Origin of the sequence: Brachybacterium sp. AG952, assembly GCF_004362645.1 — a bacterium.
Lineage (GTDB): Bacteria > Actinomycetota > Actinomycetes > Actinomycetales > Dermabacteraceae > Brachybacterium > Brachybacterium conglomeratum.
In genome coordinates this window covers 322,078-334,959 of record NZ_SNXV01000002.1, presented here as the reverse complement: position 1 = coordinate 334,959, position 12,882 = coordinate 322,078, and the positions used below count along the sequence as shown (strand labels likewise).

Here is a 12,882-nt window from a genome sequence, read left to right as displayed (position 1 = left end):
ATGAACCGGACGGGCCCGCCGACACCGCTCCCCGCCCGCGATGTGCCCCGGACGACGGGACGGGCCCCTCACCGCGGTGAGGAGCCCGTCCGCATCAGGCGGCGTGCAGTACGAGGTCAGCCTTCGGCGCCGTGGCCCTTGCCGTTGTTCCAGTCCCGGCTGCGCCGGCCGTCCTCGGCGAAGCGGCCCTTGCGACGGTTCTCCTCGTCGCGACGGCCCTTGCCGCGGCCGTTGTCGCGACCCTTGCCCTTGCCCTTGCCCTTGCCCTTGCCGTTGTCGCTGCCCTTGCCGCGGTCGGCCTGGCCACGGCCCTTGCCGTTGCCCTTGCCGTTCCCGTTGCCGGCACCGCCGCCCGAGCCCGCCTCCTCGTCGTCCGCGTCGTCGAGGACGTCGAGGTAGACCTGGACCACGGCGGGACGCGGCACGGCGACCAGGTCGCCCTTCAGCCCGCCGCCGGGAGCGAAGTCCGGGAAGTAGGAGGTGTGGGCGCCCCACTCGCCGCCCTCGCCCGGGTGCTGGACCGCGACGAAGACCGAGTCGTCGAGGTCGTGGATGACCGGGCCGCAGGTCTCGGCGTCGGCGGGGACGGCCAGGAACTGCTCGACCCTGCCGCGGTCCTCGCCCTCGAGGGTGACCTTGTGGAGAGCGTCGGAGTAGCCGATCTTGCCCGGCTGGCCGTCGGTGGAGATCCACAGCGTGCCCTTCGAGTCGAAGGCCAGGTTGTCCGGGCAGGAGATCGGGGACACCTGGTCCTTCGGGAAGCCCGAGAAGTAGGCGGTCTCAGAGGTGGAGGGATCGCCGGCCAGCAGCAGGATCGACCAGTTGAAGCGGGTCGAGGTGTGGTCGTCGCGCTTCTCGGTGATCTCGATGACGTGGCCGTCGCGGTTGCCGCCGTCGGGCACGGCGACGGGGTTGGCCTCGTCGACGTAGTCGGGGGAGCGCTTGGAGTTGTTGGTCAGCGCCACGTAGATCTTGCCGCTGGTGGGGCTGGGCTCGACGTCCTCGGGGCGGTCCATCTTGGTCGCGCCGACGGTGTCGGCCGCGAGACGGGTGTTGACCAGGACCTCCTCGATGGTGAAGCCGGGGACCAGGGAGCGGTTGTTGCGCACCAGCGGGACCCAGGTGCCCGCGCCGTCGAAGGCGCCGTCGGAGGGCACGTCGCCGGAGCCGTCGATCTCGCCGGCGGGGGAGTTGCCCTCGAAGCGCGCGACGTAGAGCGTGCCCTCGCTGAGCAGCTTCATGTTGTTCGCCTTGTCGCCCTCGCGGTACACGCGACGGGAGACGAACTTGTAGATGTAGTCGTCGGTCTGGTCGTCGCCGGAGTAGACGACGGCGTGGCCGGTGCGGGCGATGTGCACGGTGCCGGCCTCGTGCTTGAAGCGGCCCAGCGCCGTGTGCTTGACCGGGGTCGAGGTCGGGTCGTCGGGGTCGATCTCGACGATCCAGCCGAAGCGGTTGGCCTCGTTCTCGTAGCCCTCGTTGTTGAGGTTGAAACGGGGGTGGACTAGGTCCCAGCGGCGCGAGGTGGGGCCGGGGGAGATGCCCACGCGCTCCTGCTCCTCGACGCCCGCGGTGCCCACGAAGTACTGGTCGAAGTTCTCCTCGCCCGAGAGGACGGTGCCCCACGGGGTGGTGCCGCCGGCGCAGTTGTTCAGGGTGCCGAGCACGGTCATGCCCTCGGGGTCCTCGACGGTCTTCAGCAGGTCCGAGCCCGCGGCGGGGCCGTCCACGGTGAAGGGGGTGAAGCCGGTGATGCGCCGGTTGCGGCGGCCGCCGACGACGTAGGACCAGGGCTCGCCCGCGCCGGTGCGCTCGAGGTCCACGATCGACAGGCCGTGGGCGGCGATCGCGGTGCCCACGACGTCCTCGGGGTTCGAGGCGATGTACTCCGGGGAGAACATGATGTTCTCGTTGGTGTACTCGTGGTTGTTGACGAGATAGCCGGTGGTGCCCTCCTCGTCGTCGACGATGACGTTGAGGTAGTCGGAGTTGTAGCCGAACTGCTTCTCCTGCGACTCGCGGGTCTGGTTCTCGAGGTCGAACTCGGGGGAGTCCTCGAACAGCGGGTCGCCCCAGCGGATGATCGGGGTCCAGTCGTAGCCGCGGGGCACCGTCATGTCGTCGACGACGCGGGGCACCGGGTCGATGGCCTGGAAGGTGAGGGTCCCGTCGCCCTGGGGGTGGGCGCCGTGGTCGGCCCGCGCCGCCGGGGCGCCGGCCACGTTCGCGCCGACGACCACCGCGGCGGCCAGACCGCCGCCCGCGCCGAGCGCGACGCGGCGCGAGATCGCGGCGTCGGCGATGTCGCGGAAGTGCGAGTTGTCCGAGGTGTTGGGGACCGGGTGCGAGCAGGCGCTGCCGCACTTGAGCTCGCAGGTGATGGCGAGGCGGTTGCCACGGGTGTGGCCGAGCATGGGGAGATGACGCTTGAGCATGGGGGCTCCTCAGGTCGTGAGCGGGTGTCCGCGAGTGGGTGGAGCTCGCGACCCCTACACCATGGACGGCGAGGTGGAGCACGACATGGGGTCCCGGTGAAGCCGCGATGAACAGTCGATGGGCGACGAATGTCCGATTTGCGACATGGTGGTGTTGCGTAAATGTGCACGTCAGAGCGTCGTCGCAGGGAGCGGCGGGGAATGCGCGGATCAGTCCTGCGCGGGCGGGACGGACGGGCTCGCGGGGGAGGAGGAGCTCGTCAGCGCCCGCAGCTGGTCCGGCTCCACCTGCTGCTCGGGGTCGAGGTCCGTGCCCTGCAGCTCGATCCAGAAGGTCGCCCCGCCCCCGGGCGTCGGCTGCACGCCGATCGCGCCGCGATGCTGCTGGACGATGGTCGCCGCGATCGACAGGCCCAGGCCCGCGCCGCCGCCCTGGCTCGCCGAGCGGACCCGGGAGGAGTCGGTGCGGTAGAACCGCTCGAACACCTTCTCCCGCTGGTCGTCGTCGATGCCCTCGCCGTGGTCGCGCACCTCGATCCGGACCCGGCCGTCCTCGAGGCGGCCCACCGCGAACTCGACCGGCGATCCCTTGGGGGTGTGGCGGTTCGCGTTGCCCACCAGGTTCAGGATCACCTGTCGCAGCGAGGCCTCGTCGCCCAGCACCCCGAACGGGACGTGCGGCTGCACCGACAGCGGCGTCCCCTGCAGGGAGACGACCATGACCTGTCGGTCCGGGTCCAGGGCGCGCAGGTCCTGGGCGGCGTCGAAGAGGGCGTCGGTGAGGTCCAGCGGCTCGAGGTCGAGGTCGGGGCGCTCGTCGAGCCGCGCCAGGCGCAGCAGGTTCTCCACGAGGGAGCCCATGCGCCTCGCCTCGTCCTCGATCCGACGCATCGCGGAGGCGGTGTCCTCGTCGGTGCGCAGGGCCCCCATCCGGTACAGCTCCCCGAAGCCTCGGATCGCTGCCAGCGGCGTGCGCAGCTCATGGGAGGCGTCGCCCACGAAGCGGCGCATCCTCGCCTCCGAGGCGGTGGCCTTCTCCTCCGAGGCGGACTGCGCGGCGAAGGCCTGCTCGATCCGCACCAGCATCTCGTTCAGCGACAGCGCGAGGTCGTGCACCTCGAGGCTCGTGTCCGTCACGGGCACGCGCTGGGAGAGGTCGCCCCCGGCGATCTGGGAGGCGGTGGCCTCCACGTCCCGCAGCGGCTCGAGCGCCCGATGGGTGACATAGCCTCCCGCGCCCATCCCGACCAGCACCACGAGGGTGCCCACCAGCACGATGATCAGCGCCATCTCGTGCATGGTGCGGTCCACCGAGGTCAGTGGCAGGGCCACGTACACGCTGCCCTTGTCCGGCCCGGAGTTGACCATCGCGATGACCCGCCAGCGGTTCTCGGCGGAGTCCAGCACCGTGAAGGGGCGCCCGCCGCGCTGCAGGATCTGCTCGTCGGTGAGGTCCGGGAACTGCACCGAGACCTTCCCGGGCCCGTAGTGGAAGACCTCCTGCTCGATCGGCCGTCCCTGCTCGTCGCGGATCTCGACCGCGTACTCCACGGGGATGTACGTGCTCGAGGTGACGGCGTCGTCGTCCCCGGCGAGCTCGTGCTGCGCCAGGGAGAGCATCTCGCTGATCGAGGACTGCAGGTTGTTGTCGACCGACTGGATCAGGGTGCGGTTCAGCAGGAACAGCGACAGGCTCCCGGTCACGACCACGCCGAGCACCAGCAGCAGCGAGATCAGCGCGACGATCCGGGTCCACAGGGACATCGGGCGCTCGGTGCGCAGGCTCGGCAGGGCCACGGGGTGGTGCTCCTCGGGTCGGGCGTCGGGGTCAGGCGCCCTCGGCGGCGCGCAGCACGTAGCCGATGCCGCGCTTGGTGTGGATCATCGGCTCGCCCACCACGTCGATCTTGCGACGCAGGTAGGAGATGTAGGACTCGACGATGCCCACCTCGCCGGACCAGTCGTAGTCCCAGACGTGGTCGAGGATCTGGGTCTTGGAGACCACGCGGCCCGCGTTCAGCATGAGATAGCGCAGGAGCTTGAACTCGGTGGGGGACAGCTCGATGTTCACGTCCCCGCGGTGGACCTCGTGGGAGTCCTCGTCCAGGCGCAGGTCGCCGACGACGAGGGCGCTGTCCACGGCCGTCTCCGAGCCGCCGTGGGTGCGGCGCAGCACGGCCCGGATCCGGGCGACGACCTCCTCGAGGCTGAAGGGCTTGGTGACGTAGTCGTCGCCGCCGACGGTGAGGCCGGCGACCTTGTCCTGCGTCTCGTCCTTCGCGGTGAGGAAGAGGATCGGGTACTGCTCGCCGCGGTCGCGCAGGCGGCGCGTGACGGTGAAGCCGTCCATGTCCGGGAGCATCACGTCCAGGACCACGAGGTCCGGCTGGTGCTCGGTCGCCTCCCGGATCGCCTCGTTGCCGGTGGAGGCGGTGAACACCTCGAAGCCTGCGAAGCGCAGGGAGGTGGCCAGGAGGTCGCGGATGTTGGGCTCGTCGTCGACGACCAGGAGGCGTGCCTCGTAGTCGTTCTCCTCGCTCGCAGCAGTCATGGCTCTACCGTCCTCCCTCTGCTTGGGAGATGGCTGGACGTCTCCTGGGCGACCTCAGCGCAGGGTGCGCTGGACCTTCTCCTGCTGCTTGCGCAGCTTGCGGATCGTCCAGCCCATCTGGATCATGCGCACCGAGCCGACCAGCGCCATGACCAGCGCACCTGCGATCGCTGCGAGCAGCATCGCGACGCCGAGGGGGAGGTCGAACTCCGCCCCGAAGTACTGGAAGCGGGCCGAGACATTGTTCTGGATCACGAAGATCAGCAGCAGCACCAGCACGATCGCGCCGAGGATCAGCGCGATCCAGGTCGTCGCGGTCTTGCCGCCGGAGGAGGTCGGGACGTCGGCGGGCTCCTCGGCGGCGGGGCGCTCGGCGGCACGGCGACCGGTCGGGGCGGTGGCGGCGGTGTCCTCGTGACGCGGTGCGGGGGCGTCGGGGGCGGCGTCCGGTCGCGGGGCGTCGGCGCGCGGGGCGTCGCCGGGGCCGGGGGTGCGGGTGGGATCGTCGGGTGCGGTCATGTCGATCTCCTGGGGACGGCCGACGGGGCGGCGGGGAAGCGCCGACAGGGCCGGCGGGGATGTCGTGCGTGCCCACTGTAACGACGTCGCGTCCCCTCGCCGTGGAGCCGGGCCGACGGATGTGCGGCCCGGGACGGCTCAGCCCGCGTCGAGCGCCCCGTCGAGCTGCTCGGCGTCCACGATCGAGTAGGCGTAGCCCTGCTCGGCGAGGAACCGCTGACGGTGCGCGGCGAAGTCCTGGTCCTGGGTGTCGCGCATGACGACGGTGTAGAAGTGCGCGGAGCGCCCGTCGGCCTTGGGGCGCAGCAGGCGGCCGAGGCGCTGGGCCTCCTCCTGGCGGGACCCGAAGGCACCGCTGACCTGGATCGCGACCGAGGCCTCGGGCAGGTCGACCGAGAAGTTCGCGACCTTCGAGACGACCAGGCGGTCGATCCGGCCCTCGCGGAAGTCGGCGAACAGTTGCTGGCGACGCTTGACGGGGGTCTGCCCGGTCAGCAGCTCTGCGCCGAGGTGCTCGGCGATCTCCTCGAGCTGGTCGAGGTACTGGCCGATCACCAGCAGCGGCTCCCCGAAATGGGCGCGCGCGATCCGCTCGACCACCGGCACCTTCGCGCCGTGCGCGGCGCCGAGGCGGGGCCGGTCGGAGGCCTCCGCCATCGCGTAGGCCATGCGATCCGAGGCGGGCAGGGTCACCCGCACCTCGGTGCAGAGGGCCGGGGCGATGTAGCCCTGCGCCTCGATGTCCTTCCACGGCGCGTCGTAGCGCTTCGGCCCGATCAGCGAGAAGACCTCGCCCTCGCGGCCGTCCTCGCGCACGAGCGTCGCGGTCAGACCCAGACGGCGCCGGGCCTGCAGGTCCGCGGTCATCCGGAACACGGGCGCGGGCAGCAGGTGCACCTCGTCATAGAGGATCAGCCCCCAGTCGCGGGCGCTCATCAGCTCCAGGTGCGGGTGGACGCCCTTCCGCTTCATGGTGAGGACCTGGTACGTGGCGATCGTGACCGGGCGGATCTCCTTCGTCGTGCCGGAGTACTCGCCGATCTCGTCCTCGGTGAGGGTGGTGCGGGCCAGCAGCTCGTCCCGCCACTGGCGGGCGGAGACGGTGTTGGTCACCAGGATCAGCGTGGTGCGCTGCATCGCGGCCATCGCCCCGGCGCCGACGAGGGTCTTGCCCGCGCCGCAGGGGAGGACCACCACGCCCGAACCGCCGTGGCGGAAGCCGTCCACCGCCTCGGTCTGGTACGGGCGCAGCTGCCAGCCGTCCTCCGCCAGCGCGATCGGGTGCGCCTCCCCGTCGACGTAGCCGGCGAGGTCCTCGGCGGGCCAGCCGAGCTTCAGCAGCGCCTGCTTGAGCGCGCCCCGCTCGGAGGGATGGACCCTGACCGTGGTGTCGTCGACGCGCTCGCCGAGCATGCCCTGGACCCGCTTGGCGCGGGTGACCTCCTCGAGCACCGCGCGGTCCAGCCCGTGCAGCACGAGCCCGTGCTGCGGGTCGGAGAGCAGCTGCAGGCGCCCGTAGCGGTCCATGGTGTCCGCCACGTCGATCAGCAGCGAGTGGGGGACCGGGTAGCGGGAGTGGTCCACGAGCGCCGCGACGACGGTCTCCGCGTCGTAGCCGGCGGCGCGCGCGTTCCACAGCCCGAGGTCGGTGATGCGGTAGGTGTGCACGTGCTCGGGCGCCCGCTCGAGCTCGGCGAAGGCCGCGATCGCGATCCGGGCGGCCTGCGCCGAGGGATGGTCGACCTCGAGCAGGAGGGACTTGTCGCTCTGGACGATGAGGGGGCCGTCGGTCATCGGATCAGGCTACGTCCCGTCCGGGCCGGGGAGGGGGCGACGTGAGGGGCGCCTCCCCGGGCCGGCACGTGCACGAGCCCGCGCTCCCAGGACGGGGCGCGGGCTCGGATGCGGGGTGCGGCGGGGCCGGGATCAGGCGGGCAGGGACGGCGTGCGCCCGTTGACCCTCTCGTAGAGCCCGATCTGGAGCAGGACGGTGAAGGGGATGACCGCGATGAAGCCGACGACCAGCGTCCCGCCGATCGAGGAGGCCACCATCGTGATCAGGAAGCCGACGATCGTGACGCCGAGGTTCGACGTGGCCGTCGAGACCGACTCCCGCAGCGCCTGGCCGGGGGACGCTCCGCGCAGCGCCGCGGGGATCGCGTAGAACAGCAGCACGGCGGCGATGATGCCGGGGAGGTAGAGGAGCACCGAGCCGATCATCACGATCACGAGCACGAGCACGGCGGTGGTGACCACCCGGCCGGGGCCGATCAGGCCCTGGCGGAAGCTCGGACGCTCGCCACCGGCGAGGATCCCGCCGGCCTGCGCGGCACCGGCCTGCCACAGCGCTCCGACCACTCCGGTGACCAGCACCAGCACGAAGCACAGCGCGAAGATCACGATCATCTGGCCGAAGGAGGGGTCGCCGCCCGCCGACGAGGACGTCTCGACCATCGCGATCGAGAGGAAGAGCGTGAGGGCGAAGCCGACGCCGAGCACCACGACCATGGCCACGGCGTAGAGCGCGCCGACGCCCAGCAGCGCGGCCGCGCCGCGCAGCAGGCCCGTGCCCGCGAAGCGCAGACCCGCCCCGAGGTCGGCGCCGAGGTCGGTGCCCGGGGTCGGGCCGGGAGCGCCGGCGGTGCCCTGCGGTACAGCGCCCGGAGCGCCGGGGGCGGACTGCGGATCGAACGGGGAATGAGTCATCGGGTGGCTCGCTCTCGAGGTGTGTCCGGGCGTGCGGGAGAGCGTCCTCCCGCTTTCCCCGGAGCGACGGTACCGTGTCGGCGGCCACCCTCGTGCGGCAAGCGCTGGCACACGGGAACGTCTCGGGCCGGAATTCCCTAGGATGGACCGCGATGGGTCGGGCCCGCGATGCCCGCCGACGCCTTCGGCGCCGCGGTTCGGCCCGGCTCGACAGTCACTCGATCTGAGGAGATCCCATGGCCAGCTTTGCTCCGTCCCCTGCCGATGTCGCGGACATCGGCGTCACCGGTATGGCGGTGATGGGCTCGAACCTCGCCCGCAACTTCGCCCGCAACGGCTTCAAGGTCGCCATCCACAACCGCTCCGTCGGCAAGACCGAGACGGTCATGGACAACTACGCCTCCGAGGGCGAGTTCTACCCGTCGGAGTCCATGGCTGACTTCGTCGCCTCCCTGCAGAAGCCGCGCGTGGCGATCATCATGGTCAAGGCCGGCAAGCCCACCGACGCCGTGATCGACGAGCTCGCCTCCCTCATGGAGGAGGGCGACATCATCGTCGACGCGGGCAACGCCCTGTTCGGCGACACCCGCCGTCGTGAGGCCGCGCTGCGCGAGAAGGGCCTGCACTTCGTCGGCTCCGGCGTCTCCGGCGGTGAGGAGGGCGCCCTGAACGGCCCCTCGATCATGCCCGGCGGCACCAAGGAGTCCTACGACCGCCTCGGCCCGATGTTCGAGAAGATCTCCGCGCACGTGGACGGCGTCCCCTGCTGCACCCACGTCGGCGCCGACGGCGCGGGCCACTTCGTGAAGATGGTCCACAACGGCATCGAGTACGCGGACATGCAGGTCATCTCCGAGGCCTACGACATGATGTCCAAGGCGCTCGGCATGGGCGCCTCCGAGATCGGCGACGTCTTCGCCGAGTGGAACAAGGGCGATCTGGAGTCCTTCCTCATCGAGATCACCGCCGAGGTGCTCCACCACACCGACCAGACCTCGGGCAAGCCCTTCGTCGACGTCATCCTCGACCGCGCCGCCCAGAAGGGCACCGGCGCCTGGACCGTGCAGACCGCGCTGGACCTCGGCGTCCCGGTCACCGGCATCGCCGAGGCGACCTTCGCCCGCTCCACCTCCGGCTCGACCCCGCAGCGCGAGGCCGCCCGCGGCGTGCTGAAGGCCGAGGCGCAGACCCTCGAGATCGCCGACAAGGCGCAGTTCATCGACGACCTCCAGAAGGCGCTGTACGCGGCGAAGCTCGTCTCCTACTCGCAGGGCTTCGACGAGATCGCGGCCGGCGCGAAGGAGTACGGCTGGGACATCGACCTCGGCGCGATGGCGCGGATCTGGCGCGGCGGCTGCATCATCCGCGCCCGCTTCCTCAACCGCATCACCGAGGCCTACGAGCGCGACGCGAACCTGCCGCTGCTCCTGGCCGATGCGTACTTCACCGAGGAGATCGCCAAGTGCATCCCGGCCTGGCGCCGTATCGTCGCCTTCGCGGCGGCCTCCGGCTACCCGGTCCCGGTCTTCTCCTCGACCCTGTCCTACTACGACGCGGTGCGCGCCGAGCGCCTCCCGGCCGCCCTGGTCCAGGCCCAGCGCGACTACTTCGGCGCCCACACCTACCAGCGCGTGGACACCGAGGGCACCTTCCACGTCGAGTGGACCCAGGACCGTCGCGAGACCAATCAGGACTGATCGACGTACTGCGAGGTACGAGCGGTAGGAGATCAGTCGGACTGATGCAGGACTGATCGACGTACTGCGAGGTACGAGCGGTAGGAGATCAGTCGGACTGATGCAGGACTGATCGACTGGCGGCGACATCGCCGCTGATCCACGAAGGCCCCGGACCGAACGGTCCGGGGCCTTCTTCGTGAAGCAGATTTGCTCAGTAGTCCATGCCCGAGCTCGCGACCGAGACGATGAAGATGACGTAGATGACGATGAAGATGATCGCCAGAACCCAGCAGATCGCGAAGACGATCCAGGCCCACTTCGTGAACTTGCGGGCGGTCTCCGGCTCCTGATCGGCCTTGAGATAGCCGAGCAGGCCCAGCACGCCGGGCAGGACGCCGCCGCAGACGAAGCCGACGATCATGGCGATCAGCGCGTTCTTCTTGATCTTCTCGCTCGCGGCGTTAGGGACGGGTGCGGTCATGGGAAACCCCTCTTTCCTGATGATCATGCCCCGAGACGGATGCGCCCGGGCCCCAGGGAGGCGCTGAGGTCGCCCCGTGCCTGGCGAGCCGAATAGTACCCCGATGCAGGAGGTGCTCCGCCATGGGGAGTGCTCCCCATGGACCGATCCGTGACCTGCACCGGCGCAGGGCCGCGTTCAGTCGAGCGTCACCCGGTGCACGAGCACCGTGAACTCCTCCTGGCTGCCGGACTCGCGGGCCCGCAGCCGTCCGCCCTCGAGGGAGAGCGGGAGGGCCTGCTTGACGACCACGCCGCCCTGCCCGTCGACGATGCCGAGCGGGATCGCGGCGGACCGGGCGATCGCGTCCAGCAGCCGGTCGGTGACGCTGAGGTCGGTGCCGCCCTCCTCAGCGTCGCGGATCCGTGCGACCGCCTCCGCGACGGGGATCCGCAGCTCCGGTCCCTCGACGGTCACGAGATCGGGATCGACGGGCCCTGGGCGCAGCGAGTGCGACAGCTCTTCGGACACCGGCCTCCCGTCGGGGCCGACGGCCTGCGGCGACAGCCCGGCCTGACGGGCGATCTGCAGGGCGAAGCCCGGATCCGAGAGGGTCACGGCGACGGTCGGCGCGAGACGGTGCAGCCCCAGCGGCACCGCCTCGGAGGCGGCCTGCAGCAGGTCCAGCACCTCGGGCTCGGCGGTGAGGACGGTCGAGGCGCGGGAGACCTGCACCCGGCCGTGCCGTCGCTGCTCGTCGCGCAGGAGGTAGGTCAGGGCCTGCGGGACGGGGGAGCGGGAGACGTCCTCGAGCAGGGCGAGCAGCGCCTCGGCGTCGCGGCCGTCGCCGAGGGCCCGCCGCACCGTGGCGGCGCTGAAGCGGAGCGTGAGCGCGCCGCCGCGGGAGATCACCTCGGTCCAGTCCAGCAGCGGGAGCAGGCGCTCGGCGGGGCGGCCCGGGATCACGGCGGTGAGGTCCGCGTCCAGCAGCACCTCCTCGACGGGGGCGGGGGCGACCTCCTCCAGCGCCGCGGCGAGGCGGGCGTCGGCGGTGGTGATGTCCTCGTCGAGGGCCGGGACCAGGGCCTGGCCGAGCACGGTGAGGCTGCCGCCGTCGAGCACGCCGAGTGCCCGGCCCTCGACGAGCAGCGCCGAGGTCTCCTCCCGCAGCACCTCGGAGGGCACCAGCGGGAACGCCCAGGCGAGCGCCGCGACGAGCGAGTCCTCGGTCGCGTCCACGCCCGGGCTCGTGCGCAGCAGGCGCAGCAGGCTGCCGCGCCGGGTGCGCACGCCGTCGCGTCGGGTGAGGTCCGACAGCAGCGAGCGGCCCGTCCCCGAGGGGTCGGGGGTGCCGACCACGGCGGCGAGGTGGTGCCCGCGCGCCCAGGCGAGCACGAGCTCGGCCCAGCGCTGGGACGGGGGCAGCATCCGGTGCACGTCCCAGTCGCGGGTGGGATGCCACTCCTGGCCGTCGTGCCCGATGAGCCCGGCCTGCCAGGCGCTCTGCAGCACGGTCGCGTGAGCCAGCAGCGGGGCGCCGGCGCGCTCGGCGAGACGGCGCAGGTCCCGCTGGGGGAGCCCGCCGCGCTTGAGCACCCCGGGCGGGTCCTCGTCGAAGCCGCGCACGGTGCCCAGCAGGCGCAGCGCCTCGAAGGCCCGCTCGACGGCCTGCGCGGTGCGGGAGCCGGGGATCCGCTCGGTGACCTCCGGGCCCTCGGGCCCGGGGCGCTGAGCGGTGTGGCTGCGGCGCACCCTCCCGTCGCGCAGGGCGAGGTGCACGGAGCGGGGGATGTGCAGGCTCTCCCCGTCGGGCTCGACGATCCCGGCCTGGCGCAGCGCGGCGGCGAGCTTCCCGCTGCCGGTGACGGCGCTGGGCCCCCAGGCGAGGGCGTCGAGGGCCGGGCCGAGTCGGTCGCGGGCCGCCTCGACGCGGCGCGCGGCCTCCTCGGCGTCGGGATCGGCGGCGGTCGCCGCGGCCAGCCCGGCCGGGGCGCGCAGGCCGTCGCGCAGCGGCCGCAGCAGGTGCAGCTCGTCCTCGCCCCACACGATCGCGAGGGTGATCAGCCGCTCGAGGGACGGGGCGATCGTCGCCGGGTCGGAGGAGACCGCGGCGGCGAGCGCGGCGGGGGAGGAGCCGTCCTCGAGCACGGCGAGCGCCTCGACGAGATGCAGCTCGGGCAGGGTGAGCGAGTCCAGCGCGCGGCGCGCGGAGGTGCTGCCCCCGGCGCGCGCGGCCAGCGGGCCGATCCCCCGGGGCAGAGGCGAGGCGAGATCCGGTCGGGCGACGAGCAGGGCCTCGAGGCGGTCGTCGCCGAACCGTCGCAGGGAGTCCGCGAGGGACCGGATCACAGCGGTCATGATGCATTCCAGCATAGGGTGACGCCGCCGCCGGTCGCACCACCGCGAGCGCCGGCGCGTGCACGCCCCCATAGCCCAATCGGCAGAGGCGGCCGCCTTAAAAGCGGCACAGTGCGGGTTCGAGTCCCGCTGGGGGCACCGGATGCCCGCGTGCCGGGCACGCCCGGGATCGGC

General features: G+C 71.8%; 9 protein-coding genes and 1 tRNA gene. 2 read left to right on the top strand and 8 right to left on the bottom strand.

The window, feature by feature from the left end:
* Nucleotides 1-116 precede the first annotated feature (116 nt).
* The 6 genes from DEU31_RS06960 to DEU31_RS06935 all read right to left on the bottom strand — a co-directional run bounded on the left by DEU31_RS06960 (nt 117) and on the right by DEU31_RS06935 (nt 8,211).
* The gene (locus tag DEU31_RS06960) at nt 117-2,435 is read right to left on the bottom strand and encodes a PhoX family phosphatase (protein ID WP_133676602.1); all 2,319 of its coding nucleotides are present in this window, start codon (nt 2,433-2,435) and stop codon (nt 117-119) included.
* A 210-nt stretch (nt 2,436-2,645) separates the two neighbouring features.
* A complete protein-coding gene (locus tag DEU31_RS06955; protein ID WP_133676601.1) occupies nt 2,646-4,232 on the bottom strand; it encodes a HAMP domain-containing sensor histidine kinase in 1,587 nt (528 codons plus the stop codon).
* A gap of 31 nt (nt 4,233-4,263) precedes the next feature.
* Entirely contained in the window at nt 4,264-4,986 is a 723-nt protein-coding gene (locus DEU31_RS06950) for a response regulator transcription factor (protein WP_062948766.1), read from the bottom strand.
* A gap of 54 nt (nt 4,987-5,040) precedes the next feature.
* Complete coding sequence (locus tag DEU31_RS06945) at nt 5,041-5,505, bottom strand: lipopolysaccharide assembly protein LapA domain-containing protein (RefSeq protein ID WP_133676600.1); 465 nt, start codon at nt 5,503-5,505, stop codon at nt 5,041-5,043.
* A gap of 138 nt (nt 5,506-5,643) precedes the next feature.
* Nucleotides 5,644-7,299 carry a DNA repair helicase XPB gene (locus DEU31_RS06940; protein WP_133676599.1) on the bottom strand — a complete coding sequence of 552 codons (1,656 nt, stop codon included), beginning with the start codon at nt 7,297-7,299 and terminating at the stop codon, nt 5,644-5,646.
* Nucleotides 7,300-7,431: 132 nt separating this feature from the next.
* Nucleotides 7,432-8,211, bottom strand: coding sequence for a hypothetical protein (locus tag DEU31_RS06935; protein ID WP_133676598.1), 780 nt, complete (start codon nt 8,209-8,211; stop codon nt 7,432-7,434).
* 236 nt (nt 8,212-8,447) lie between these two features.
* On the opposite strand from DEU31_RS06935, the gene gndA reads away from it, so the two are divergent.
* Nucleotides 8,448-9,908 carry an NADP-dependent phosphogluconate dehydrogenase gene (gene gndA / locus DEU31_RS06930; RefSeq protein ID WP_133676597.1) on the top strand — a complete coding sequence of 487 codons (1,461 nt, stop codon included), beginning with the start codon at nt 8,448-8,450 and terminating at the stop codon, nt 9,906-9,908.
* 193 nt (nt 9,909-10,101) lie between these two features.
* Here the strand turns inward: gndA and DEU31_RS06925 are convergent, their stop codons facing one another.
* Nucleotides 10,102-10,371, bottom strand: coding sequence for a DUF2700 domain-containing protein (locus DEU31_RS06925; protein ID WP_010551145.1), 270 nt, complete (start codon nt 10,369-10,371; stop codon nt 10,102-10,104).
* A 177-nt stretch (nt 10,372-10,548) separates the two neighbouring features.
* On the bottom strand, nt 10,549-12,708 hold the full coding sequence (locus DEU31_RS06920; RefSeq protein WP_133676596.1) for a helicase-associated domain-containing protein: 2,160 nt from the start codon (nt 12,706-12,708) through the stop codon (nt 10,549-10,551).
* A 64-nt stretch (nt 12,709-12,772) separates the two neighbouring features.
* Here DEU31_RS06920 and DEU31_RS06915 point away from each other — a divergent pair.
* Nucleotides 12,773-12,846: transfer RNA gene (locus DEU31_RS06915), tRNA-Leu, on the top strand.
* Nucleotides 12,847-12,882: the final 36 nt, after the last annotated feature.